This window comes from Burkholderia cepacia (assembly GCF_029962485.1).
GTDB lineage: Bacteria > Pseudomonadota > Gammaproteobacteria > Burkholderiales > Burkholderiaceae > Burkholderia.
Map to the genome: position 1 here is coordinate 179,642 of NZ_CP073639.1, position 23,458 is coordinate 203,099.

Below are 23,458 nucleotides of genomic sequence, written 5' to 3' on the forward strand. Positions count from 1 at the left end.
CGCGCCGGCAGATGGCAGAGACGGTCGGCGACCAAGGCTTCGACATCCCCCGGCGTTACTTTGCCGCCGTCGTGATCCTGATCGGCGTCGGTAACGGTCTCCATCGGGTGATCTTTCCACCCGCTTCGCTAGGTACGGCGTTCGGCGTCAATGCGCTGGCCTTTGCGCCATGGCCGATTGCGGTCGCACTGTGCGCGCCGTTTGCCGGGCGGCTGGCGAACCGCTTGATTGCGACCCCGCGGTCGAACACCGGGGTGTTGATGTTCCGCGTGGGGATCGGTTTGTTGATGTTGTTGCGTGCGCAACCAACTGTCGACGACTTCCCCTGGTGCGTCGCGCTCTGCGACGTGGGGTGCGGGTTCATCCTGCTGGCCGTTTTGGCGATTCTGCATGAAGCCGATTCCGCCGTGCTTGAACAACGCACGTTGCTGGATGCGATGTCGAAAATCGCCGGTAGATGCCGGTGGTTCGCTAGCGCAGCACCAGATCCAACGGCAGCATCGCCGGTCCGACGGATGCCAGCAGGCGATCCTTCGTGACGCCATCGCGGGACTGGACGGAAATGCCATGCAACAGCGCGGCATAAAAATCGGCCAGTGCGTCGACATCGGTGCCAGGCTTGAGCTGGCCCTGGTCCAGCGCTTCTCGCAGGCGCTCGAGGATCGATTGCGTTCGGGCTCGCCGATGCTCGGCCAGCCACGTCATCACGCCTTCGTTACTGGCCGAGTAGTTCGTGGCCGAGGAGACCACCATGCAACCATGGGGGCGGCCGCGCCTCGTATAGGTGGCGATCGCGTCATGCAGCATGGTCTCGATCGCCGCGCGGACATTCGTTTCCTTGAGGGCGTGGTCGGCGAAACTGCCGTCGCTTTGCTCGTAGAGCATCACGGCTTCCTGGAACAGGGCCTCTTTGCTGCCAAAGGCGGCATAGATGCGTGCAGATGCGATGCCCATGACTTCGACCAAGTCGGACATCGACGTGCCTTCGTAACCGCGCCGCCAAAACACGAGCATTGCCTGTTTCAAGGCCGCGTCGCGATCAAATTCCCTCGGTCGTCCTGCCATTGCCCCTCTCGTTTGCAATACGTCGATGCGCTGATTTTATCGCGTGCGGTGTTGACACGACAGATTCCCATGTCCTATTCTTTGTCGATCAATAAACAATAGGACATGCATATGCGTACCCTCAAGGGGCCCAGCCTCCATCTTGCGCAGTTCGCCGCCGACGTCGCGCCCTTCGACAGCTTGCCGAACATCGCGCAATGGGCCGCTGGTCTTGGTTTCAAGGCACTGCAGATTCCCGCTTGGGACCGGCGCTTGTTCGATGTGGAGACCGCTGCGCATAGCCAGGATTACTGCGACGAAGTGCGAGGCACCCTGGCCGAGCACGGCCTGGAGATCAGCGAGTTGACGACGCACATCTTCGGGCAACTGGTTGCCGTGCATCCGGCCTACGACGCGATGTGCGACAGCTTCGTCCCGGAGCCCCTGCGTGGCAATCCTGCCAGGCGCACGGCGTGGGCGCTGGATCGACTCGAGTTGGCGGCACGCGCTTCACGGCGCCTGGGGCTGACCGATATGGGCACCTTCTCGGGCTCGCTGGCGTGGCCCTACCTGTTTCCGTTCCCGCAACGGCCCGCGGGCCTGATCGAGACGGCCTTCGACGAACTGGCGCGCCGCTGGCGGCCGATTCTCGATGTCTGCGATGACAACGGCGTCAACCTTTGTTACGAGATCCACCCCAGCGAAGATCTGCATGACGGCGTCACTTTCGAACGCTTCCATGCGTTGGTCGGCCAGCACGCGCGTTGCAAGATCCTGTTCGATCCCAGCCATTTCGTGATGCAGCAACTGGACTATCTGGCCTACATCGACATCTATCGCGAACACATCCGCATGTTCCATGTGAAAGACGCGGAATTCCGGCCTTCGGGGCGGCAAGGCATCTACGGTGGCTACAGTTCATGGCTTGATCGTGCCGGCCGTTTCCGTTCGCTTGGCGACGGTCAGGTCGACTTCAAGACGATCTTTTCCAAACTCGCGCAGTACGACTACACGGGCTGGGCGGTCCTGGAGTGGGAGTGTTGCCTGAAAAATCAGGAGGACGGCGCACGCGAAGGCGTTGCGTTCATCAACGACCACATGATCCGCGTGACGGAGCGCGCCTTCGACGATTTCGCCGGCGCGGCGGTCAATGCACGGCAAATTCACACCATGCTCGGCATGGCGTGAGCCGCTCCCACCTCACTACGGAAAATCGATATGTCCGCTCAACTTCTGTCGCCGTCGTCTGGCTCCAACGGCTTTACTCATCAATATGTCCGCATCGACGGCCAGCGGGTACATTGCGTCATCGCCGGCACGGGCGCCCCGGTCCTGCTGATTCCCGGTTGGCCGCAGACCTGGTACGCATGGCGCCACGTCATGCGGGCGCTCGAGGAACGTGGGTTCATGGCCATTGCAGTCGACCCGCCAGGCACCGGCTATTCCGACCGGCCTCACGATGGTTACGACACGGGGCACATTGCCGCGATCATGCATCGCGTGATGGTGGAACTTGGCTTCGACACCTACCAGGTGGCAGGCCACGATGTCGGGATGTGGGTGGCCTATGCGTTGGCCAGCGACCAGCCCGAGGCAGTGACGGCGCTGGCATTGACCGAGGCGGTGATCCCCGGGCTGGCGCCCGCGCCTTCGATCTTCGTTCCACCGGAAGAAAACATCTTCCTGTGGCATTTCATGTTCAACCAGCTGGTCGACCTGCCCGAAACGCTGATTGCGGGGCGTGAACGGGCCTACCTGGAGTTCATGTTCAATCGCTGGTCGTTCCGGCGCGACCGCGTGGCCGTCGATGTCTACGTCGATGCCTATTCATCACCGGGTGGCCTGCGTGGCGGTTTCTCCTACTACCGCGCGATCCCGGAGACGGTTCGCCAGAATCAGGCGCGGGCAAAGCGCAAGCTGACGATGCCGGTGCTCGCCATCGGCGCGGAACATGCCACCCGCGATGCGCCGCTGGTTACCATGCGGGACAACGTGACTGATCTGCAGGGCGCGGTCGTGCCCGACTGCGGACACTTCATTATGGAGGAGGCGCCCGAGGTCTTTATCGGGCACCTGATCCCCTTCCTGGAACGGAGCCGCTGATATGCCGGTCGACGCCGACATTGCGGCATTGCTGGAACAACTGGCCTTGGGCGAACCCGCTTCGTCCCTGACCGAGTTGCGCGATGCCACGGATAGCGCGCTGCGGGCGTGGCACGGGCCATTGGAATCCGTCGACCGCGTTGAAACCTTCGCGGTGCCGACGCGCGACGGGCAACAGATACGCATGCGCGCCTATTGGCCATCCGGTATCGGGGATGGCGGGTTACCTCAACCGGCCATCGTTTATGCGCATGGTGGCGGGTGGTGCCTGGGTACACTCGACCTCTACGACAATCCTTGCAGCGCCTTGGCCAGCGCGACGCGCTGTGTCGTGCTTTCAGTCGATTACCGGCTTGCGCCCGAGCATAAATTCCCGGGGCCGCTGGAGGACTTCTGCGATGCGCTGGCCTGGGTGTTTCGACATGCGGGCAGACTGGGGATCGACCTCGGGCGCATCGCCGTCGGCGGCGACAGCGCAGGGGGCAACCTCGCGGCGGCGGCCTGTCTGGTCGCCCGCGAGCAAGGCGGCCCTTCCATCGCGCATCAGCTGCTGCTGTACCCGCCGCTCGATGCGTCCATGGACACGGCGTCCTACCGGACTTACGGGCAGGGCTACTATCTGACGAAAGAGGTCATGCAGTACTGCTATGCAATGTATCTGAACGATCCGGCCGAGGGCGGATCGCCTTACGTGTCGCCGCTGCGCGCGGGCTCGCATGAGGGGTTGCCGCCCGTCACATTGCTCGCGTGTGAATTCGATCCGTTGCACGGCGATGCGCAAGCGTATGCGGAGCGGTTACGGCATGCCAACGTGCCGGTCAATCTGCGTGTGCTGCCCGGAATGGTGCATGGCTGCATTCATATGTGTGGCGTGACGCCGGCAGCGCGCCGTTTGTTCGAGTGGGCCGCAGCGGATATGCGCAACGTGTTCCGATAGCGATCCGCTTGCGCATGGTTCCAATGCGCAGTGTCGCCAGGCGGGGTTGAACGGCTCGCGGGTGCCGCTGCATGCGGCTTTTGCCGTGGCATCCGCATCAATGTCGATCGTCCGACCATGCGGGCTGGCATCGCATTCGGGCCGCTCCAGGTGCTCCAGTCAATGCGACGACACGAACACCGCATCCTCGAATGCTTCCGGAATCGCGAAGCTTGCGCGCATGCGCTGCGTCTCCTTCGCCGGCGTCAGGCCGAACAGGCGCTTGAATTCCCGGCTGAACTGCGACGGGCTCGTATAGCCGACCGCGTAGCCGGCCGCCTCCGCCGTCAGGTCCTGACGCACCATCAACAACCGCGCCTGATGCAAGCGCGTCGACTTCAGGTATTGCATCGGCGATACCTGCGTGATCGCCTTGAAGTGACTGTGAAAGCTCGGCACGCTCATGCCGGCTTCGTCGGCCAGTTGCGACACGTCGAGCGGCTGCGCGTAGTCGGCGTGGATCACGCGCAGTGAACGACCGATCCGGCCGAACTGCCCGCGCATCGCAAGCGCGCTGCGCATCGCGCTGCCCTGCGCGCCGGTGAGCACGCGGAAATACAACTCGCGCAGCAGCGCCGGGCCGAGCACCGCGGCGTCGAGCGGCCGGTGCATGGCCTCGACGAAACGCAGCACCGATGCGTGCATCGTTTGATCCATCGGCGTCGACATCATGCTTCGCGGTGGCTGCACGGGTTCCGCGCTGCCTTCGCGGTCGATCTGCGCCGCGAGTTCGGCGGCCAGCGTGAAATCGAGGTGCAGATTCAGCGCGAGCAGCGGGCGCTCGGGCGTCGCATCGGTTTCCATGCTGAACGGGACGGGCACGGACACGGCCAGGTAATGGTGTTCGTCGTACAGATAGCGCTCGCCGCCGAAGTAGCCGCGCTTGGATCCCTGGCACACGATCACGATGCCCGGGTCGTACAGCACCGGCGTGCGCGACAGCGCGCGGTTCGAGCGCAGGATGCGCACGCTCGGCAGTGCCGTCAGGTTGTAGCCTTCGTCGGGCGCCAGCGTGCGCAGCAGCGTCACCAGGCGCTTCCGGTCGCGCGGCGGCAGCGATGGCGCTGGAGTCGAGGTGGGGGCGGCACTCATAGGTTTGTGCAAGAAAATCAGTGGAATCGGGCTTAATCGGCGTCGATGGTCAGACTAGTATGCATGCTCCAATCGAGATTCGGGAGAAGCACACATGGCATCCGGCAACATCATGCTCATCACGGGCGTCAGCAGTGGCTTCGGCCGCGCGCTGGCACAGGAGGCGCTGGCGGCCGGTCACACGGTGGTCGGGACGGTGCGAGGCGCGCAGGCGGCGCGGGAATTCGAAGCGCTGTCCGCGCAGGCGGCGTTCGCGCGCGTGCTCGACGTGACCGACTTCGAGCGCATCGACGGCGTCGTCGCGGAGATCGAGGCGAACGTCGGGCCCGTCGACGTGCTGGTGAACAACGCTGGCTACGGGCACGAAGGGATCATGGAGGAAGCGCCGCTCGCGGAGATGCGCCGGCAATTCGACGTGAACGTGTTCGGCGCGGTTGCGATGATGAAGGCCGTCGTGCCGTTCATGCGAGAACGCCGGCGCGGGCGCATCCTGAACATCACGTCGATGGGCGGCCACATCACGATGCCGGGTATCGCTTACTACTGCGGCAGCAAATTCGCGCTGGAAGGCATTTCCGAAACGCTCGGCAAGGAGCTCGCGCCGTTCGGCATCGCGGTGACGGCCGTGGCGCCGGGATCGTTCCGAACCGACTGGGCTGGCCGCTCGATGGCGCGCACGCCGCGCTCGATCGCCGACTACGACGCGCTCTTCGACCCGATCCGTCAGGCGCGCGAGGAGAAGAGCGGCAAGCAGCCCGGCGATCCCGCGAAGGCCGCGCGGGCGATGCTCGCCGTCATCGCGGCCGACCACCCGCCCGCGCATCTGCTGCTCGGCAGCGATGCGCTGCGGCTCGTGCGGAACAAGCTGTCGGCACTGGACGACGAAATCCGCGCGTGGGAGGCCGTGACGGTCTCGACGGACGGCTGACGCGCGCGGTGCGCGACGCAACGGCGCCGTTCATTTCCTGCCGGTGGATGATCGGCCGTCGCGTCGCGTCGTGGCGTCGTGGTTTCACAATAATGTCCGATAATGACCGTCGGCCAGTGCGCCACGTTCATCCACCTCACAGGAGTCAATCGCGATGCCATACGTCACCACGAAGGATCACGTCGAGATCTTCTACAAGGACTGGGGCCCGAAGGACGCGCAGCCCATCATGTTCCACCATGGCTGGCCGCTGTCCGGCGACGACTGGGATGCACAGATGCTCTTCTTCGTACAGAAGGGCTATCGCGTGATCGCGCACGACCGGCGCGGCCACGGCCGCTCGGCGCAAGTCTCGGACGGCCACGACATGGATCACTACGCCGCGGACGCATTCGCGGTCGTCGAGGCGCTCGACCTGCGCAATGCCGTGCATATCGGTCACTCGACCGGTGGCGGCGAAGTCGCGCGTTACGTCGCGAAGCACGGCGAGCCGGCCGGCCGCGTCGCGAAGGCCGTGCTGGTCAGCGCGGTACCGCCGCTGATGCTGAAAACCGAATCGAACCCCGAAGGCCTGCCGCTCGAGGTGTTCGACGGCTTCCGGAAAGCGCTCGCCGACAATCGCGCGCAGTTCTTCCTGGACGTGCCGAGCGGCCCGTTCTACGGGTTCAACCGGGAAGGTGCAACCGTGCATCAGGGCGTGATCCGCAACTGGTGGCGCCAGGGCATGGAAGGCAGCGCGAAGGCGCACTACGAAGGCATCAAGGCGTTCTCGGAAACCGATCAGACCGGCGACCTGAAGTCGATCTCCGTCCCGACGCTCGTGCTGCACGGCGAAGACGACCAGATCGTGCCGATCGCGGATTCCGCGCTGAAGTCGGTCAAGCTGCTGAAGAACGGCACGCTGAAAACCTACCCGGGCTATTCGCACGGGATGCTGACGGTCAACGCGGACGTCCTGAACGCCGACCTGCTGGCGTTCGTGCAGGCGTAACGATGTCGGGCGCATGCCTGCTTCGGCGGGCTGCGCCATGATGGGCGGCAGGCGATCCGACCGCCTGCCGCAGGTTTCAGCCCATCCCGTTGAAGCGGACGCCCGGACGCGTCAGGCGCGGCATCCGGCTCGCCAGAAATGCATGCAGCTCGCGCACCTGCGCGGCCTTGCCGGAATCCTCGGGCCAGACGAGGTAGTACGCGTCGCCGGTGCTGACGGCAGTTTTGAACGGCAGCGCGAGTTGCTTCTCGTCGATTGCCTTCGCGCACAGCGCGAGGTCGCCGATCGAAATCCCGTGGCCGGCGATCGCCGCCGCCACCCCCTGTTCGAGCATGTCGAACACCTGCCCGCGCGTGATATCGACGTCCAGATCGTGGCCGCTGCCCTTGAGCCAGCGGCGCCAGTCGCGCCGGTCGGGCGACGGGTGAATCAGCTCGCACGCGGACGGGTTCGCACGTGCGAGCGTCGCGGTCGCGCGCGAGCACACCGGAATCAGCCATTCGTCGAACAACTTCACGCAGTGCGTGCTTTCGCCAAACCTGCCGGCGCCGAGCAGGATCGCGCAATCGTAGGATTCGCTGAAGAAATCGACCGTATCGACATCCATCCACACGCTCGCGATCTGCACTTCGAAGGCCGGCCGTGTGGCGCGAAAGGCGGCGAGCGCGTCGAGCAGCCAGCGCATCGTGAGCGTGGACGGCGCCTTGAGCCGCAGTACGTCGCGTTGCGTCTGGAACAGCATGCACGCTTCCTCGACTTGCCGGAAGCCGCGCCTCAGCCCCGACGCGAAGATGTGCGCCTCCGCCGTCACGGTCATCTTCGGCCCGCGCCGGACGAACAGCTTCCGGCCGAAGTAGGCCTCGAGCGTCTTCACATGCTTGCTGACCGCGCTTTGCGTCAGGCTCAGTTCCTCGGCGGCAAGCGTAAACGAGCCGGTGCGCGCGGCGCTTTCGAATGCGCGCAGCGCGTAGACGGGTGGGATCGGTTTGGCCTTCATGGGTTTCGAATATGAATAAAACTCATGTGATGCAACAGGATTTTCCGTTTTTCAGCAGTGGCCCGGACGCGCAATACTCCAGAAAACGGTGAAATTATGCGTGCTGGATCACCATGATGCCACCGTGACCGGCCCATCCATCAATCGATAGAACAACTTTTTGTCATGCCATTCCATTACCCGCTGCTGTTCGCCTATCTTGCCGCGATCGTGCTGCTCATCGCGACGCCCGGCCCGGTCGTCATGCTCGTGACGGGCACTGTTGCGCGACGCGGCTTCCGTCAGGGCATGCTGACCGCGGTGGGCGCGAATGCCGCGAGCCTCGTGATGATCGCGGGCGCGATGCTGATGGTGTTCGGCGTCGTGCTCGTCAGCGATCGCCTGCTCGACGGGCTGCACGTGATCGGTTGTGTGTTCATCGCGGTGCTGGCGATCCGCACCTTGCTCGGCGAATGGCGCGCCGGCCGCATGCGCGGCAGCGGCGGCGCAGCGGCGGGCGAAGCGGTCCCGCAACCGCGCGGTTTGCCCGGCATCGTGCGCGGCTTTCTCGTCGGCATCGCGAATCCGAAGGACCTGCTGTTCTTCGTCGCGTTCTTTCCGCAGTTCGTCGCGATTACGCCGGACTCGCGCGTGAGCCTGGCGATCCTGGCCGCGCTGTGGATCGTGGTCGATTTCACGATCCTGACCGGCTACATGGCCGCGATCAACCATCCGCTGATTCACCGGAAGCAGCGCTGGATCACCGCATCGTCGGCGCTCGCGCTGCTCGTGATCGCGCTCGCGGGGCTCGCCGGCACGATCGCGGGAGCCGCGTAGGGCATCGGCGATCTGCGTTACGCTTCGTTTGCCCTGACTTCATCCATCGAGATCCCTCATGTCCAGCACCGATCCGACTTTCTCCGAGCATCTTTTTTCCTACGGCACGCTGCAACTCGAACGGGTGCAGCTCGCCACCTTCGGCCGCAAACTCGACGGTCATGAAGATGCGATGCCCGGCTACGCGATGACGATGCTGAAGATCGAAGATCCGGAAGTGGTCGCGACGAGCGGGAAGACCCATCATCCGGTGGCGGCTTATACGGGCTGGGCCGGAGACCGCGTGACCGGCGCCGTGTTCGCGATCACGCGCGAGGAACTGCAGCACGCGGACGACTATGAAGTCGCCGCCTATCGCCGCGATCGCGTCATGCTCGAATCGGGCGTCTCGGCGTGGGTGTACGTCGACGCGAGTTCGCCGCGTCCGGACTGACGCCCATGCACGTACCGGCTCGCCGTCGGCACGTTGCCACCCGCTAGTCGTTACGCAGGAACACGACGTAGCCGCGGAACCACGGATTCGACGCGAGGTAGGGCGGCGCGTCCCACTCGCCGCCCTGGATCACGCCGACGCGAAATGGCAGTTGCAGCCGCGCGACGCGCGGCAGGTAGGCAGCGTAGTCGGGAATCGTGCGGCGCCCCTGGTAGGTCTGCACGACCACCTCGTCGACGATGCCCCTGAGCTGGTTGACCTGGTCGGTATCGATGCGGCTGCTCCAGTCGAGCAGCCCCGTGATGCTCAGCCGGCAATCGGCGGGCAGGGTCGTGCGCAGCGTCCGCAGGAATTCGAGGTAATCCTGCAGATGGCGAGTGCGCGCATCGAAATCGATCTGGATGCCGGTGATCGTGCTGCCCGACGCGCGCCAGCGTTCGAGCTGCGCGAGCATGATCTGCGTGACGCGCGGCGTCCAGCGCAGCGTATGCGCGCGATAGACGAGCCACATGTGCGCGTTGGGTGCCGGCGGCAGCGCGACGCCCTGCGCGATCACGCGGACTTGCGACTCGTCGCGCGGCGCAGCTTCGATCTGCCCTTGCAGCACGTAGACGGTGCGCGCGCCGCGCACGACGGCCTGCGGCTTCACGCCCGCCCACAGCCAGAACGCGTCGTACCGGGCGGCATCGACGGTGCCGGCCAGCGCGACGCGTGCGGCCAGCAACAGTGCGATGCACGCGATGCGCTTCATGCGGCGCTCACCAGTAGTAGCGGAGCTTCTGCGCCCACGGGCTGCCCGGATAGGCGGTCTTCAGCGTGTCGAACCAGCGCTTGCGCGTGTTCTTCGGCACCTCCTTGCCGCCGCATTCGTTGCTGCCCGCCGGCGCATAGCACTTGATCGCGCGGTAGAGCGCGTAGGCGCGGTCGTTCGGGTTCGCCTGCGCATCGGCCATGACCGTCACGTAGCTCGACATCCGTTCGTACGGCTTGCCCGCGAATTGCGACGGTGCGTTGCCGAGGGTCGGCGGCGGCGTGCGCGGGGTGCTCGACGGCGGCGTGTAACGCACCCACGGCGCCGAATCGCCTTCGAGGTTGGCCACGAGCGGATTGAGGCGCACGAAATCGGCGAGACAGTTCAATCCTTTCGCGTCGGCGGGATTCTGCTGGAGTGTCGTCGCGATGTCGCGCGCGGACGGGCAGGTATAGCCGTCGTCTTTCTTTGGGCCGGCCGCGATGAACGGCTTCAGCGGATCGGCCGGCGTGCCGGACACCAGTGCGGTATCGGCGATGAACTCCGCGTAGTGCGAACGCGTGAGTTCCTTGTACAGCAACGCATACAGCGCGGTGTCGCGCAGCGCGCCGCCGGCCGCCTGGTTTTGCGCCTGCGCGCGCAGCAGGTCCGCATTGGCCGCGCGCCTGAGCAGGACTGCACGAATCGCGGCGTTTTGCACGAGCGAATCGTCGGCGAACACGTCGTTGACGAGCCCGGCCTGCTCCAGGTTGATCGCGAGCGCGAGTTCCAGCGCTTCACGCTGGAAACGGAATTTCGCGAGCGGGATCAGGTCGCGCCACAGCTGGCGTGCCTTGTCGCTCTGGCCGCTGTCTTCCAGCGCGAACGCGCGCAGCGCCTGCTGGCTCAGGCCGAAGTAGTCGAGCGGTGCGGCGGGCGTCTGCGGCAGCAGTTCGAGCGCGGCGTCCGGCTTGTGCCCGATCTGGACATACCAGGTCGCGAGCAGATAGTCGTAGAGCACGGGCGCGTTCGCGAAGCGCGGCTTCTGCGCCTGCAGTTCGTCCAGCGTAATCGGCTTGTTGCTGCTCGAATCGCCGCTGTCCGACACGCGCATGCGCATCAGGTCGACGGTCGCGAGCACGGTCGGCGACTGGATCTGGCGTGCGTCGAAATCCGGTCCGAACAGCAGCTTGCTGTCGAGCTCGTTCGCCAGCTGCATCAGCGGCACGTTCGACGTCGCCGGCGACCAGCGCGCAAGCGCGTGCCCGTAAAGGTCGGCCTGCTGCGTGACGTTCCCGCCGAGCCACGCGACACGCCGCAACAGGCCCGTCGCGGACACCGCATAACGCCCTTGCGGATACACCTTCAGGTAGGTGCGAAATACCGTATTCGCGGCGTCGAGCGACACCTTCGCCACGCGCGCGCGCGTCGGCGTCGGGCTGTCGTTGTCGAACACGTTGGCCTGCGCGGCGTTCAGCTGCGCGCGCCCGGCCATGTAGAGCCCGGTTTCCTTCAGCCACGGGTTCGCGCTGTGCGAAGCCTTCGCGAAAGACTGGGTAGCGGTAAGGAAGTCGGCGCGATAGAACGCGTTGGTGCCGTCGAGGTATGCGGCGAACTGCTGGCCGAGCGGCGACTTGACCGGCGGTTTCGCCCACGCGGCGCTCGCACCGCCGGCGGCACAGGTCTTCTGCGCGATGTCGGTACGCGCCGCGCGCAGTCGTGTGGCTTCGTCGGCGGGCAGGCCGCCGGCGCCGGTCAGGGCATCGTCGAACGCATCGGCACCCGCGTTCATGCTGCGGCAGATGCTGCCTTCGCCGTCGGCATACCGGTTCGACGAGGCATCGGCATCCGTCGTGCCGCCGGCCTTCTCGGGCTCCTTCTGGCCGATGTCGATCCATCCGGAGAAGTCCATCGGGAACGGCACGATGATCTGGTTGATTCGGTCCTTCGCCGGGATGGCCTTCGGGTCCGGAAACACCTGCGCGACCTTGGCGCTGTCGACCATCAGCAGCATCGCGTTGACGCGCGTGTCGTTGGCGGGGCTCAGCATCGGCAGGTTGGCGCACGAGTAGCCGGGCTGCCGGAGCGTGGTCGGTGCGTAGCAGCCGTCGTCGCCGCTGGCATGGGCGGCCGGAATCCAGAGCAGGCTGGCCGCCAGCGCGGCGAACAGGTGTCGGTGCAGCAATGGGTTGCTTGGCATTTTTCTTGTGCTGGGTAGGGGGCCGCGACGGCCGGGTCTCTCAGGCGGGGCGCGTCGCCCCGGCGCGTATCGTACCGCACGCGCGGCGACGGTTGCCGGTATGCGCCGGCGGGCCGGTTGCGTCGCTCGCCGCCGGGTGAAATGGAAGTCCACTCAGTGTGGACGCAACGCCACCTTGAATCCGGACTGCCTGAATTAAGATGCAGCCGGCAGTGACGGACATCCGACGATAGACGACCTGTCGTCGTTCTCGCTGAGCGACGGGGGCGGTTTGCCGAAAGCGGCGTTCGCATCGATCCGCACGACGGAGTCGATCGTGACCGGGGCGCGAAAGGATGCCGGTTTCCATGCCTTATAAATAGCATTGCTTATTAATTTATTGGCAATGTGATGCGCTGTTTCGGCAAACGAAACATGAGCGTGCGCCGACAAATGAAAACAAGAGGATTCCGATGAAACCCATTACATGGATGGTCATGGCAGCCGCGCTCGCGCTGACTGCATGCGGCGGCGACGACGTCGCGCCGAACGGCGGTGCGTCGCTGTCGACACCGAACAATCCCGGCTCGCCTTCTAGCCCGACCTCGCCCGGCGGCGGTTCGAGCGGCGGCCCGACGGGCGGTGGTACCACGCAGCCGCAGGCCGGCTGGTCGCAGGCTGTCGCGGCGGATGGCAAGGGGCCGGAGGGCGATCCCAGCGTGACGATCGACGCGAGCGGCAACGCGCTTGCGACCTGGATGACCAACGGCCCGGCCGGCGCGAACGGCAACGAGATGTGGGGTGCGCGTTATGTCGCGGGATCGGGCTGGGGCAGCGCGACACGACTCGACACCGGCGACGGCTCGCATTCGATGAACACCACGAGTTCGAGTCCGCCGCAACTGGTGGGCAACGCGAGCGGGCAGGCCGTCGCGTTCTGGACCGAATGGATGCCGGGCCCCAACACGTACGCGCTATGGGCGCGCCCGTACAGCCCTGCCGGCGGATGGGGCGCGGCATTCGAACTGGTGCCGGACGTGACGGGTTCGACCTATTCGGCCGGGATCGACAGCCAGGGCAACGCGCTCGTCGCCTGGACGCAGTCGATCAGCCTGCTCGATACGCGGATCGCCTGGTCGCGCTACACGCAGGCCGGACAGTGGTCGCCTGCGGCGGTGATCCAGATGCCGGTGCAGAGCGGCCCGGGCGCGGTGACCGGCGATACCGACAACGTGCGGCCGATGATCTCGGTCCTGTCGTCGGGCCGTGCCGTGCTCGCGTGGCGGCAGACCAACCATACGCACTCGGCGCTGTGGACGGCCACGTACGACGCGACCAACGGCTGGACCAACGTCAATCAGGCCGTGTCGAACACGAGCCTGTTCACGACGATCATCTCGCCGGTGGCCGGCATGGACGCGAAGGGCAACATCACGCTGCTCTGGGGGGAGATCGACGTGACGGGCGGCAAGATCTACACCGCCACGATGTCGCAACGCTACGTGTCCGGAACCGGGTGGCAGCCCGCGCAACCCGTCTCGCCGGCGATCGTGGAGCCGACGGGTTTCATCGCCACGCCGATGCTGACCGTCAACGACAACGGCGTGGCCGCTGCGATGTGGGCGGAGGGCGGCGCGGCCCTGCAGGTGAGCGTGTCCGATGCCAGCGGGAACTGGGGGCCGCTGCAGCGACTGACGGAACACCTGAACGGCGCGGCTATCCAGTTCCCGCCGCTCGTGATCGATGCGGCCGGCAACGTAACGGCCGCATGGCAGGACACGGGCTTGCCGGGCGCGTCGGCCGTCATCGCGGCCAGCTACCGGAAGGGCGCGTGGAGCGCGTCGACGGTGGCGGCGCAAAGCGCGTCGTGGCCGGCACTGGCCGTCAACGCGACGGGGGCGATGGCGCTCGCCTGGCTATCGTATGTCCCGAGCATCGGCAGCCAGGTGCAGGCCAGTTTCTATACGCCGGGCTCGTAACGGGCTCGCGCCGCGAATTCGAAGGAGAAACCATGAAAAGAACCTTGCATCGCACCGTCCGGAGCGCACTGGGCATCACGGTCGCCGGCCTCGTGCTGTCCGCGTGCGGCACGACGCAGATGAACATGATCGACGTGCAGACGTCGACCGCGAAAACGCTCGGGCTCGCGTCGTCGGACGAGATCACCGTCGCCAACGTGCAGTACGGGAAAAAGGATGGGCTGGGCGGCCAGAAAGTGAGTTACGACGCGACGACCGGCAAGGGGCGGCGTTTCGGCTGTACGGTGTTCATGATTCCGGGGCTCACGCCGATCGATCGGCCGACGTACAACAACTGGGAATGCCATCCGCAACGCTGATGGCCGCGGTGTCGACGGCGCCCGTCACAGGGCGCCGGTCGACTGCTTGAGTGGACGATATGCCGCGTCGGCCTTGCGCCGGCGCAATTTGGTCCGATAATCGACGAACCGATTCCTCCTTTTCCACCGGTTCGATAAAAAACTGTCATGGATCAAGCGGCATTCGTCCCTGTTTTCAAGTTTCGCACCATCGACTATCCCGAGCCGGACCGGTTCCACGTCTGGGTCAAGGACATGCTGTGCGACTACCGGCTCGATGACGACGGCGGGCTTGGCCCGTTCGACGCGGAGGCGAGCGGTGCGGCACTCGGCCCGCTGATCCTGTCGGGCCGGCAATGGCGCTCGCGCGCGCCGACCTATACGGTCCGCCGGACGCCGCGGCGGATCCGGCTCGACGGCCAGGATTCGATCCGCTTCACGCTGCTGCTCGGCGGGCGGCTCGCGAGTCATACCGGTGGCCCCGAGCTGGTCAAGCGCGCGGGCGACCTGTTCGTCTACGACGTCGCGCAGATCAACGACTGCCGGGTCGACGCCGGCGACGTGATCAGCCTCGTGGTGCCCAGATACCTGTTGCCGAGCCATGCGGCGCAGGCGCACGGCCAGACGCTGACGAGCGGCGTGGGTCGCCTGGTCGGCGACCAGATGCTGTCGCTGTTCCGGAACCTGCCGAACCTGCGCACGCACGAGGTGCCGAGCATTGTCCAGTCGATGTTGCTGCTGCTGGCCGCGGCCGTTGCGCCGACCGCGCAGGCGTTGAACGACGCACGCGGTCCGATCGACCACGCGCTGGTCGACCGGGTCCGGCGCTACATCGACGTGCATCTGCTGGAGCCCGACCTCACGCCCGAGCGGATCTGCCGCGACATCGGGGTGTCGCGGGCGCGGCTCTATCAGTTGTTCAAGGAGGAAGGCGGCGTGATGCGGCAGATCACGCGCCGGCGGTTGCGCCACGCGTACCACGTGCTCGGCGATCCGCAGCGTCGGCACCAGCGCATCGCGGAAATCGCGTGGGCGCACGGCTTCCCCGACGAGAAGTATTTCCACCGGCTGTTCAAGTCGGAATTCGGTCATACGCCGAAGGAAACGCTCGAGTGCGCGGCCGCACCGGTCTTGCTGCCGGTCGATGCGGCCGACGCGCGCTGGGGCGATGGCGGCCGGCTGGCCGGTTGGACGCTACCGTTCGGTGTGCTCACCAACTGAGCGGCCGGTGCCGCTCGTCCGTCACGCGCACACGCTGCTGGCGACGTCCCCGTCATCGGCATCGCCGATCGCGGCACGCAGGTCGTCGATCGCGACCATCAGTTCGCGGACCTGCCGCAACGACGGGTACTGATGCAGCACGGCATGCCATTGCGGCAGTGTCAGCAGTGCGTGCCAGATGACGCCGAGCCCGTCCGGGTCGGCATCCGGCTGCTGCTGCGCGAGCGCGCTCGCGTATTCGAGGCTCGCCTGCGCCGACAGCAATTGCATCCGGCTCGCGGCGCCGAGCAGGCGCGGCGTCGCGTCCGCGGAGGCGTCGCAGCAATAGAGCACTTCGCGTTGCAGCGCGGCGTCGTCGGTCGTCAGCGCGCGCAGCGATGCGCCATGCACGCGCACCGTGCCCTGGTGCGTCTCGAACGCATAGACCGTGTCCGGGTCGGCCTGCGCAAGCAGGTTCAGGCCACGCAGCAGCCGCGGCAAATCGGTGGTCGCGGCATCGGCGGACGCCTTTGCTTCGACGAGGAAGCGGACGTTCCACGCGGACGTCGCGTCATCGCTTCGTGCGCGTTCGAGCAGGATCGCGTCCCATTCGGTTTTTGCGCGGTCGTGGCGGCCGGGGATCGATGACGGCACGCGCATCGACGTGACCACCCGGTAGGTCCGCTCCCCGTCCACCGCATCGAGCCTGCCGGCCAGCGCGTCGAGCGCCTGCGCCGCCAGCGCCTCGACGGCCGCGCCACGCTGTTGGGAGGCGACGCCCTGCGCGACCGCGATCGTGCTGCCTTCGAGCGGCCCCTGGCGGACCCACAGCGCGCGGTATCGACGGACGTCGTCGTCCGATGCCAGCACGTCGAGGCGCAACATGCGTTCGAGCGCGGGGCTGTCCTTCAGCTTGACGATGTCCTGCTCGAAAGCGGCGTCGGTCGCCATGTCGGGCAGGGCGAGCAGTTGCTGCAGCGTCGCATGAAGATCGGCCCACGACGCGGCGGTTGCGGCCGCATGCAGTCGTGCGAGCCCGTCGCGTTGCCACGTCTGCGCGCTGCGTTCGAGTTTGGCCGGGTGCGCGATCGCGTTGACGGCCGAGTACAGCGCGCGCCGATCCTGTTCGGCGTGTGCGGCCAGCGACGCATATTCGCGCACGCTCGGGGCATCGTGCCTCAGCACCGACGCCTGAAAGGACGGATCGCCGGATTGAGGATCCATCGCGTCGCGGATCATCTGCGCGAGTGCATCGATGAAGTGCTGCCGCAATGCCGCGCCGGGCGACTGGCCGTCGGTCCGCATCCGGCGCGCTTCCTCGATCACGATCGCAAGGGCGGTGGCCGGATTCGTGGTGTCGCTCAATGACGACGTGCCGTCGAGCGGCGGCAGCCGGTAACGGCGGGCGACGACGCGCAGGGTTTCGTCGAGCAGGGCGGGAAGCGGTGTCAGTGACATGGCGGGTTCGAGCGTAAAGGCAGTTCGCGTGCGCGGCCCTCGGGCCGGAACGCGCGACGATCTGCAACGGTATCACGGCGGGCAACAGGTGCACGGTGGCGCGGCCCGGCACCCACGCACCCGATCCGTCACGCCGTCAATGTCACCGACAGGCTGCCGAGCTCGCCGAAGCGGACCGTCAGCGCATCGCCGAGCGGCACGTCGATCGCGCCCGCGTACGAACCGGTCGTCACGATCTGCCCGGCGCGCACCGCGTCGCCGCGCGCCGCGAGGAAATTGACGAGCCACACGAGCGGCTTCAGCGGATCGCCGTCCGGATGGCGGCCGTCGATCGCGCGGTTCAGCGCGCCCTCGAACGAGAGCGCCAGCGTCGCGAGCGGCACGTTCAGCCCGTCGGGCACGACGGGGCCGACGCACAGCCCCTGGTTGAATTGCCCGTCGGCCAGCAGCTCGAACTTCGACGCGCGCGCCGGCTCCGCATAGCGGCAGCCGAGCACTTCGAGCACGATGCGCACTTCGCCGATCGCCGCGCGCACGTCGCTTTCTTCATAAGGTCGCTCGCGCGCGGGCAGGTCGCGATCGAGCACGAAGGCGATTTCCGGTTCGATCCGCACGATCGGCCCGCCGACGACGCGGTACGGCGCATCGGCTTCGCGGATCGTCGACGCGAAGATCGGCGCGAGGATCACGCGATCGGGCGGCGGCAGCGCGCATTTCCATCCGCCGACGGGTTCGCCGAGCAGGTCGGCCACGCGCTGCTGGATCGCGAGTGCGGTCTCGACGTCCTCGGGGCGCAGCGCATCGGGCAACAGCGGGCCGGGCGAGCCGGCATGGCGGGCGGCGACGAGATGCTGGGCGGCGCCGTCCACGCGTTCGGTAGTCGTTGTCATGTCGGTTGTGCGAGTTGAAAGTGGGGCCGGCAAAAAAGGGCCGGACGAAAGTCGCAGAGTCGATGATAGCGCCTTCGGCACGATGGCCGCTCGATCCGGTCGCGTCCGGGCGGCTCGCGGCCGCCGCGACAGGCCCTCGGGATATCCCCTAGACGATCGTTTCATGCCGGTGCTTGCACGCCGGGCAGGTTGTGCGACACAATAGGGAAAGCGCTTTCCCAAATGAATCGAACGACGGGAAACGCGGGCTTCCGGCGCGACGGATCAACAACAACGTGGAGACAGCAGATGTTCAACAGGCTTCGGACGATAACTTTCGCAGTCCTTTCAGTGCTGGCGGCGCAGGTGTGCGCCGCGCCGGTCACGCTCGACGTGACGGGCTGGAAGGGCGGCGGCGCCGAGCCCGCCAACATGGCGGCGCTGATCGCAAAGTTCGAGAAGGAAAACCCCGACATCAAGGTCAAGTTCGAATACATGTCGCGCAACGACACGACGACGGTCGTGTCGTCGCGGCTGCAGGGCGGCAACGGCCCCGACGTGTTGATGGTCGATCGCGAGCTGATGCGGCAATGGCAGGGCGCGCATCAACTGCTGGACCTGAGCGGCGAGAAGTGGGTGCCGACGATCTGGCGTGGCGTGCGCGCGCACACGCAGATCGGCGGGAAGACCTACATGCTGCCGATGGAACTGGTCGGCATCGGCCTGTTCGCGAACCTCGACCTGTTCAAGCGCGCGGGCATCGCGACGGTGCCGACCGACGTCGACCAGTTGAAGGCCGCGTGCGGGAAGCTCGCGGCGGCCGGCATCACGCCGATGCTGCTGCCCGCGAAGGAAGGCTGGGCGCCCGCGGCGCTCGTGATCGCGTCGGGGCTCGCCGCCGGCGGCGGCGACGCGGATGCGCGCGCCGAGTCGTTCGTCGGCGCGGGCAGTGCGCGCTTCGCGGCCGATCCGGCGTTCAGGCAATCGATGGCCGCGCTGAAGGTGCTCGCGGACGCGAAGTGCTTCGTGCCGCGCCTGAACAATGGCGTGAGCGCGTGGAGCACGGGGCTGACCGAGTTCCAGGCCGGCCGCGTCGCGATGATGCCGCAGGGCGCGTGGAATATCGCGAAGTTCAGCGCGACGAAGGGACTGTCGTTCCAGTTCGCGCCGCTGCCGGCGCTCGTGCCCGGCAACGGGCCCGTCGCGCTCGACATGCTTGGCACCGCGTGGGCGATCAATGCGGCGTCGCACCAGGCCGACGCCGCGAAGAAATGGCTCGCGTTCTGGGCGCGCTCCGACAACGACCGCCAGTTCCTCGACGCGGAAGCCGGGTTCAGCCCGTTCGAAGGCGGCACCGACGCGATGCCGCCGCAGGCGCAGCCGTACGCGGCCGCGCAGAAGAACGGGCACGTCGTGCTGTATCCGAAGGGCGTGTGGACCGGCACGTTGTTCACGGCGATCTGGAATTCGATGTCCGCGTATTTCCTCGACATCGGGCAGGACCCGGCGAAGCTGCTCGCCCGTTGGGATGCGGCCGCGCGATGAACCGCCCGTCCGCTGACATTTCCCGTGCCGCGCGAGGTCGCGCGGCACGGTTCGACGAAGGAGGCGCACGATGAAGCGCAACCGGACCTTGCTGTGGTGCGCCGTGCCGGCGCTCGCGCTGTACGCGCTGCTGAGCCTGTATCCGCTGTTCAAGGCCGCGCGGATGAGCCTGACGGATTTCTCCGGTGTGGGCGACGCGCACTGGATCGGGCTCGCGAACTACGCGGCCGCGTTTCGCGATCCCGCGAGCCTGCATACGCTCGTCGTCACGTTCGCGTATGCGGCGATCGTCGTGATCGTGCAGAACGGGCTCGGGCTGCTGTTCGCGGCGCTGCTGTTCTCGCTGCCGCGGCTGCGCGGCGCGTTGCGCGTCGGGCTGCTCGTGCCGAGCATGTTCTCGGCGGTGATCGCCGGGTTCGTGTGGGAGTACCTGTACTCGCCGCTCGGCGGCGGCATCAACGAACTGCTGCATCTCGTGCATCTCGACGCGCTGCAACAGGTGTGGCTCGGCGATCCGTCGGTCACGCTGCCGGCCGTCACGGCCGTGCACGTGTGGATGTACGTCGGCTATTCGACGGCGATCTTCCTGGCCGGCTACCTGAACATTCCGACGGAGCTGCACGACGCGGCGAAGCTCGACGGCGCGAATGCGTGGGTACGCTTCACGCGCATCGACCTGCCGCTGCTCGCGCCGGCGTTCACCGTGAACATCACGCTGAGCACGATCGGCACGCTGAAGACCTTCGAGCTGCCGCTCGTGCTGACCAACGGCGGGCCGGACGGCGCGACGACCACGCTCGGGCTGCAGATCTTCCACAGCCTGTTCAACGACTACAAGTTCGGCTTCGCGAGTGCGCTGTCGATGATCATGCTCGCGATCGTCGTGGTGGTTGCCACCACCCAGAACACGATCCTGCGCCGCCGGGAGGACAACCTGTGAACGTCATCCGTCAACGCTTTCATGCGGACCATCCGTCCGCCGGTACGTCGGGCGGCGGGCTGCGCGCGGGCACGCTGCTGCGCCGCGTGCCGGGCCTCGCGCGGCTGGTGGCCGCGATCGCGATCGTCGCGATCGTGCTGCTGCCGACGATCTACATGGTGCTGATGTCGCTGCGCACCGGCGACGACATCATCGCGCGCCCGCTCGGGCTGCCCGATCACGTGTTCTTCGGCAACTACGCGGCGGTGTTCACGCAGATGAACTACTGGCGCAGCGTCGCGAACACGATCGGCATCACGCTCGCGGTCACGTTCCTCGTCGCGCTGCTTTCGTCGCTCGCGGCGTATCCGCTGGCGCGCGTGAAGGGCCGGCTGTCGACCGCGGTCTACATCGTGCTGACGCTCGGCCTGACGATCCCGATGTTCGTCAGCCTGACGCCGCTGTACGTGCTGTTTCGCGACCTGCACCTGCTCAACACGTATCTCGGCGTCGTGCTCGCGTACACCGTGCAGAGCCTGCCGCTCGGCGTGTTCTTCTACACGAGCTTCCTGAAGCGCATCCCGCTCGAACTGGAAGAGGCGGCGGTGATGGACGGCTGCAGCCCGCTGCAGGTGTACTGGTACATCGTGCTGCCGCTGCTGCGTCCGATCACCGGCACGCTCGCGATGTTCGTCACGCTGTCGGTATGGAACGACCTCGTCTATCCGTTGCTGTTCCTCACCGATTCGTCGAAGTTCACGATCACGGTCGCGGTGTTCCGCTTCATCGGCACCAACGACATCGATCCGACCAAGCTGTTCCCGGCGGCCGTGATGGGCACGCTGCCGCTGCTCGTGCTGTTCTTCATTCTCCAGCGCAGGATCGTCGCGGGCATCACGGCCGGCGCGGTCAAGGGGTGACATCATGAATCCATTCGAATCGCTCGACGGCCGCGTGGTCGTCGTCACCGGCGGCGGCGACGGCATCGGCCTCGGCATCGTCGAAGTCCTCGCGTCGTGCGGCGCGCGGGTTGTCGTCGCGGAGAAGAACGCCGCGCGTGCCGACGTGGTGCGCGAACGGCTCGACGGGCGCGACGCGCTGTTCGTCGAAACGGACGTCGCGGACCCGGCGAGCGTCGCCGCGCTGTTCGAGCGCGTGGACGCGCACCACGGCCGACTCGACGGGCTCGTGAACAACGCGGGCATCACGCTGCACGGCCAGTTCGATGCGTTCTCGCTCGACGACTGCGACCGCCTGTACCGCACCAACCTGCGCGCGATGTTCCAGTGCGCGCAGCTCGCGGCGCCGCGCATCGCGCGCGCCGGCGGCGGCGCGATCGTCAACATCGCGTCGAATCACGCGGGCGCGAGCGTGCCGGGCTTCGAGATGTACGCTGCGACCAAGGGCGGCATCGTCGCGATGTCACGTGCGATGGCGACGAGCCTCGCGCCGCAGCACATCCGTGTCAACACGCTGAGCCCCGGTTTCACACTGAACGCGCCGATCGGCGCGGCGCTCGAGCGCGATCCCGCGCTGCTCGACGCGTATCGCGCGCTGCATCCCGCGCAGCGCATCAACGAGCCGGCCGATATCGGCCGCATCGCCGCGTTCCTGCTGTCGGACGCGGCGATCGGCATCGCCGGCGCGGATCTCGTCGCCGACAACGGCATGTCGGCACTGCTGTTCAACCGCACCCGTTCCTCCTCATGAAGATCACCGAAATCGAAACATTCGCGGTCGCACCGCGCTGGCAGTTCGTGAAGGTCAGCACCGACGAGGGCCTCGCCGGCTGGGGCGAGCCGATCGTCGAAGGGCGCGCGGCCACCACGGCCGCCGCCGTGCACGAGCTCGCCGACTACCTGATCGGTCGCGACCCGCGCCACATCGAGGACCTGTTCCAGGTCATGTATCGCGGCGGCTTCTATCGCGGCGGCCCGATCCTGACGAGCGCGATCTCGGGCATCGAGCAGGCGCTGTGGGACATCAAGGCGCGCGCGCTCGGCGTGCCCGTCTACGACCTGCTCGGCGGCCCCGTGCGCGACAAGGCGCGCGTCTATGCGCACGTGAAGGGCGACTCGCCGGAGGAGATGGCCGCGAATGCACGACAGCTCGTCGAGGCCGGCTACACGGCGCTGAAGATGGGCGTCGTCAATGCGACCGACTGGATCGAGTCGCCGGCGGCGATCGATCGCGCGGTCGCGCGCTTCGGCACGGTGCGCGACGCGATCGGCAAGGAGGTTGGGCTCGGCATCGACTTCCACGGCCGTGTGCGCCGGCCGGTGGCGAAGGCGCTTGCAAGGGCGCTCGCGCCGTTCGACCCGATGTTCTACGAGGAATTGCTGCTGCCCGAGCACAACGACGCGCTGCGCGAAGTCGCGCGCGACTGCGCGGTGCCGCTCGCGACCGGCGAACGGCTGTTCACGCGCTGGCAGTTCAAGGAGTTGCTGCAGGAAGGCGTCGTCGACATCGTGCAGCCCGACGTGAGCCATACGGGCGGCATCTGGGAGCTGCGCAAGATCGCGGCGATGGCCGAGGCGTATGACGTTGCGGTCGCGCCGCATTGCCCGCTTGGGCCCCTGACGCTCGCGGCGTCGCTGCAGATCGATTTCTGCACGCCGAACGCGTTCATCCAGGAGCAGTCGACCAATGTGGCCTATCACGACGACAACGCGATGTACGCGTACACGCGCGGCATCCCGTTCGCGTTCGACGCGGGCTACGTCGCGCGCCCGGATGCGCCGGGTCTCGGCGTCGAGATCGACGAGGAGAAGGTGAGGGAAGCCGCCACCACGGGGCACCGCTGGCGCAACCCGGTGTGGCGCCGCGAGGATGGCTCGGTCGCCGAATGGTAAGCGGCGCGA

23 protein-coding genes are annotated in these 23,458 nt (G+C 66.7%); 16 read left to right on the forward strand and 7 right to left on the reverse strand.

Annotated features, from left to right (window positions below):
- Nucleotides 1-11: 11 nt before the first annotated feature.
- Nucleotides 12-539 (forward strand): hypothetical protein, encoded by a 528-nt coding sequence (locus KEC55_RS31910; protein WP_282512640.1) that lies wholly within the window; start codon nucleotides 12-14, stop codon nucleotides 537-539.
- Here KEC55_RS31910 and KEC55_RS31915 read toward each other — a convergent pair.
- Entirely contained in the window at nucleotides 472-1,065 is a 594-nt protein-coding gene (locus tag KEC55_RS31915) for a TetR/AcrR family transcriptional regulator (RefSeq protein ID WP_282512642.1), read from the reverse strand. The two genes, KEC55_RS31910 and KEC55_RS31915, sit on opposite strands and share 68 nt — an antisense overlap.
- Nucleotides 1,066-1,176: 111 nt before the next feature.
- Here KEC55_RS31915 and KEC55_RS31920 point away from each other — a divergent pair, with 111 nt between their 5' ends.
- From KEC55_RS31920 to KEC55_RS31930, 3 genes are read left to right on the forward strand one after another with little or no spacing between them, the layout of a single operon-like run.
- Nucleotides 1,177-2,232, forward strand: coding sequence for a sugar phosphate isomerase/epimerase family protein (locus KEC55_RS31920; protein ID WP_282512644.1), 1,056 nt, complete (start codon nucleotides 1,177-1,179; stop codon nucleotides 2,230-2,232).
- 30 nt (nucleotides 2,233-2,262) lie between these two features.
- Nucleotides 2,263-3,147 (forward strand): alpha/beta fold hydrolase, encoded by an 885-nt coding sequence (locus KEC55_RS31925; protein WP_282512646.1) that lies wholly within the window; start codon nucleotides 2,263-2,265, stop codon nucleotides 3,145-3,147.
- Between the two features lies 1 nt (nucleotide 3,148).
- Entirely contained in the window at nucleotides 3,149-4,084 is a 936-nt protein-coding gene (locus KEC55_RS31930; RefSeq protein WP_282512648.1) for an alpha/beta hydrolase, read from the forward strand.
- A 159-nt stretch (nucleotides 4,085-4,243) separates the two neighbouring features.
- On the opposite strand, the gene KEC55_RS31935 is transcribed toward KEC55_RS31930, so the two are convergent.
- Entirely contained in the window at nucleotides 4,244-5,215 is a 972-nt protein-coding gene (locus tag KEC55_RS31935; protein ID WP_282512650.1) for an AraC family transcriptional regulator, read from the reverse strand.
- Between the two features lie 94 nt (nucleotides 5,216-5,309).
- Between KEC55_RS31935 and KEC55_RS31940 the strand changes: the two genes are divergently transcribed.
- Both KEC55_RS31940 and KEC55_RS31945 read left to right on the forward strand, forming a co-directional pair.
- Complete coding sequence (locus tag KEC55_RS31940; protein WP_282512652.1) at nucleotides 5,310-6,143, forward strand: oxidoreductase; 834 nt, start codon at nucleotides 5,310-5,312, stop codon at nucleotides 6,141-6,143.
- Between the two features lie 154 nt (nucleotides 6,144-6,297).
- Nucleotides 6,298-7,134 (forward strand): alpha/beta fold hydrolase, encoded by an 837-nt coding sequence (locus KEC55_RS31945; protein WP_176050979.1) that lies wholly within the window; start codon nucleotides 6,298-6,300, stop codon nucleotides 7,132-7,134.
- A 76-nt stretch (nucleotides 7,135-7,210) separates the two neighbouring features.
- On the opposite strand, the gene KEC55_RS31950 is transcribed toward KEC55_RS31945, so the two are convergent.
- Entirely contained in the window at nucleotides 7,211-8,131 is a 921-nt protein-coding gene (locus KEC55_RS31950; protein WP_282512654.1) for a LysR substrate-binding domain-containing protein, read from the reverse strand.
- A gap of 165 nt (nucleotides 8,132-8,296) precedes the next feature.
- On the opposite strand from KEC55_RS31950, the gene KEC55_RS31955 reads away from it, so the two are divergent.
- On the forward strand, nucleotides 8,297-8,947 hold the full coding sequence (locus KEC55_RS31955; RefSeq protein WP_282512656.1) for a LysE family translocator: 651 nt from the start codon (nucleotides 8,297-8,299) through the stop codon (nucleotides 8,945-8,947).
- A gap of 58 nt (nucleotides 8,948-9,005) precedes the next feature.
- Complete coding sequence (locus KEC55_RS31960) at nucleotides 9,006-9,380, forward strand: gamma-glutamylcyclotransferase family protein (protein ID WP_282512658.1); 375 nt, start codon at nucleotides 9,006-9,008, stop codon at nucleotides 9,378-9,380.
- Nucleotides 9,381-9,423: 43 nt separating this feature from the next.
- On the opposite strand, the gene KEC55_RS31965 is transcribed toward KEC55_RS31960, so the two are convergent.
- Both KEC55_RS31965 and KEC55_RS31970 read right to left on the reverse strand, forming a co-directional pair.
- Complete coding sequence (locus KEC55_RS31965; protein WP_282512660.1) at nucleotides 9,424-10,131, reverse strand: DUF3142 domain-containing protein; 708 nt, start codon at nucleotides 10,129-10,131, stop codon at nucleotides 9,424-9,426.
- Between the two features lie 7 nt (nucleotides 10,132-10,138).
- On the reverse strand, nucleotides 10,139-12,310 hold the full coding sequence (locus KEC55_RS31970; RefSeq protein ID WP_282512661.1) for a hypothetical protein: 2,172 nt from the start codon (nucleotides 12,308-12,310) through the stop codon (nucleotides 10,139-10,141).
- Nucleotides 12,311-12,762: 452 nt separating this feature from the next.
- Here KEC55_RS31970 and KEC55_RS31975 point away from each other — a divergent pair, with 452 nt between their 5' ends.
- From KEC55_RS31975 to KEC55_RS31985, 3 genes are all read left to right on the forward strand, one after another.
- The gene (locus KEC55_RS31975) at nucleotides 12,763-14,268 is read left to right on the forward strand and encodes a hypothetical protein (protein ID WP_282512662.1); all 1,506 of its coding nucleotides are present in this window, start codon (nucleotides 12,763-12,765) and stop codon (nucleotides 14,266-14,268) included.
- A 32-nt stretch (nucleotides 14,269-14,300) separates the two neighbouring features.
- On the forward strand, nucleotides 14,301-14,627 hold the full coding sequence (locus tag KEC55_RS31980) for a hypothetical protein (RefSeq protein WP_282512667.1): 327 nt from the start codon (nucleotides 14,301-14,303) through the stop codon (nucleotides 14,625-14,627).
- A 147-nt stretch (nucleotides 14,628-14,774) separates the two neighbouring features.
- Nucleotides 14,775-15,827 (forward strand): AraC family transcriptional regulator, encoded by a 1,053-nt coding sequence (locus KEC55_RS31985; protein ID WP_282512670.1) that lies wholly within the window; start codon nucleotides 14,775-14,777, stop codon nucleotides 15,825-15,827.
- Nucleotides 15,828-15,848: 21 nt separating this feature from the next.
- On the opposite strand, the gene KEC55_RS31990 is transcribed toward KEC55_RS31985, so the two are convergent.
- Complete coding sequence (locus KEC55_RS31990; RefSeq protein ID WP_282512672.1) at nucleotides 15,849-17,264, reverse strand: 3-deoxy-D-arabino-heptulosonate 7-phosphate synthase; 1,416 nt, start codon at nucleotides 17,262-17,264, stop codon at nucleotides 15,849-15,851.
- A gap of 128 nt (nucleotides 17,265-17,392) precedes the next feature.
- The gene (locus KEC55_RS31995; RefSeq protein ID WP_282512674.1) at nucleotides 17,393-18,154 is read right to left on the reverse strand and encodes a 2-keto-4-pentenoate hydratase; all 762 of its coding nucleotides are present in this window, start codon (nucleotides 18,152-18,154) and stop codon (nucleotides 17,393-17,395) included.
- A 330-nt stretch (nucleotides 18,155-18,484) separates the two neighbouring features.
- Between KEC55_RS31995 and KEC55_RS32000 the strand changes: the two genes are divergently transcribed.
- From KEC55_RS32000 to dgoD, 5 genes are all read left to right on the forward strand, one after another.
- Nucleotides 18,485-19,678: an ABC transporter substrate-binding protein gene (locus KEC55_RS32000; RefSeq protein WP_282512676.1), complete on the forward strand. Its 1,194-nt coding sequence runs from the start codon at nucleotides 18,485-18,487 to the stop codon at nucleotides 19,676-19,678.
- Between the two features lie 70 nt (nucleotides 19,679-19,748).
- A complete protein-coding gene (locus tag KEC55_RS32005; protein ID WP_166959355.1) occupies nucleotides 19,749-20,618 on the forward strand; it encodes a carbohydrate ABC transporter permease in 870 nt (289 codons plus the stop codon).
- On the forward strand, nucleotides 20,615-21,517 hold the full coding sequence (locus tag KEC55_RS32010; RefSeq protein WP_282512685.1) for a carbohydrate ABC transporter permease: 903 nt from the start codon (nucleotides 20,615-20,617) through the stop codon (nucleotides 21,515-21,517). The genes KEC55_RS32005 and KEC55_RS32010 overlap by 4 nt, the downstream gene beginning before the upstream one ends.
- A gap of 4 nt (nucleotides 21,518-21,521) precedes the next feature.
- The gene (locus tag KEC55_RS32015; protein WP_282512687.1) at nucleotides 21,522-22,307 is read left to right on the forward strand and encodes an SDR family NAD(P)-dependent oxidoreductase; all 786 of its coding nucleotides are present in this window, start codon (nucleotides 21,522-21,524) and stop codon (nucleotides 22,305-22,307) included.
- Nucleotides 22,304-23,449, forward strand: coding sequence for a galactonate dehydratase (gene dgoD, locus KEC55_RS32020; RefSeq protein ID WP_282512688.1), 1,146 nt, complete (start codon nucleotides 22,304-22,306; stop codon nucleotides 23,447-23,449). The genes KEC55_RS32015 and dgoD overlap by 4 nt, the downstream gene beginning before the upstream one ends.
- Nucleotides 23,450-23,458: the final 9 nt, after the last annotated feature.

Excerpts from the sequence above, each read along its gene's own strand:
- KEC55_RS31910 (WP_282512640.1), top strand. The coding sequence starts at position 12 with ATGGCAGAGACGGTCGGCGACCAAGGCTTCGACATCCCCCGGCGTTAC.
- KEC55_RS31915 (WP_282512642.1), bottom strand. The coding sequence starts at position 1,065 with ATGGCAGGACGACCGAGGGAATTTGATCGCGACGCGGCCTTGAAACAG.
- KEC55_RS31920 (WP_282512644.1), top strand. The coding sequence starts at position 1,177 with ATGCGTACCCTCAAGGGGCCCAGCCTCCATCTTGCGCAGTTCGCCGCC.
- KEC55_RS31925 (WP_282512646.1), top strand. The coding sequence starts at position 2,263 with ATGTCCGCTCAACTTCTGTCGCCGTCGTCTGGCTCCAACGGCTTTACT.
- KEC55_RS31930 (WP_282512648.1), top strand. The coding sequence starts at position 3,149 with ATGCCGGTCGACGCCGACATTGCGGCATTGCTGGAACAACTGGCCTTG.
- KEC55_RS31935 (WP_282512650.1), bottom strand. The coding sequence starts at position 5,215 with ATGAGTGCCGCCCCCACCTCGACTCCAGCGCCATCGCTGCCGCCGCGC.
- KEC55_RS31940 (WP_282512652.1), top strand. The coding sequence starts at position 5,310 with ATGGCATCCGGCAACATCATGCTCATCACGGGCGTCAGCAGTGGCTTC.
- KEC55_RS31945 (WP_176050979.1), top strand. The coding sequence starts at position 6,298 with ATGCCATACGTCACCACGAAGGATCACGTCGAGATCTTCTACAAGGAC.
- KEC55_RS31950 (WP_282512654.1), bottom strand. The coding sequence starts at position 8,131 with ATGAAGGCCAAACCGATCCCACCCGTCTACGCGCTGCGCGCATTCGAA.
- KEC55_RS31955 (WP_282512656.1), top strand. The coding sequence starts at position 8,297 with ATGCCATTCCATTACCCGCTGCTGTTCGCCTATCTTGCCGCGATCGTG.
- KEC55_RS31960 (WP_282512658.1), top strand. The coding sequence starts at position 9,006 with ATGTCCAGCACCGATCCGACTTTCTCCGAGCATCTTTTTTCCTACGGC.
- KEC55_RS31965 (WP_282512660.1), bottom strand. The coding sequence starts at position 10,131 with ATGAAGCGCATCGCGTGCATCGCACTGTTGCTGGCCGCACGCGTCGCG.
- KEC55_RS31970 (WP_282512661.1), bottom strand. The coding sequence starts at position 12,310 with ATGCCAAGCAACCCATTGCTGCACCGACACCTGTTCGCCGCGCTGGCG.
- KEC55_RS31975 (WP_282512662.1), top strand. The coding sequence starts at position 12,763 with ATGAAACCCATTACATGGATGGTCATGGCAGCCGCGCTCGCGCTGACT.
- KEC55_RS31980 (WP_282512667.1), top strand. The coding sequence starts at position 14,301 with ATGAAAAGAACCTTGCATCGCACCGTCCGGAGCGCACTGGGCATCACG.
- KEC55_RS31985 (WP_282512670.1), top strand. The coding sequence starts at position 14,775 with ATGGATCAAGCGGCATTCGTCCCTGTTTTCAAGTTTCGCACCATCGAC.
- KEC55_RS31990 (WP_282512672.1), bottom strand. The coding sequence starts at position 17,264 with ATGTCACTGACACCGCTTCCCGCCCTGCTCGACGAAACCCTGCGCGTC.
- KEC55_RS31995 (WP_282512674.1), bottom strand. The coding sequence starts at position 18,154 with ATGACAACGACTACCGAACGCGTGGACGGCGCCGCCCAGCATCTCGTC.
- KEC55_RS32005 (WP_166959355.1), top strand. The coding sequence starts at position 19,749 with ATGAAGCGCAACCGGACCTTGCTGTGGTGCGCCGTGCCGGCGCTCGCG.
- KEC55_RS32015 (WP_282512687.1), top strand. The coding sequence starts at position 21,522 with ATGAATCCATTCGAATCGCTCGACGGCCGCGTGGTCGTCGTCACCGGC.
- dgoD (WP_282512688.1), top strand. The coding sequence starts at position 22,304 with ATGAAGATCACCGAAATCGAAACATTCGCGGTCGCACCGCGCTGGCAG.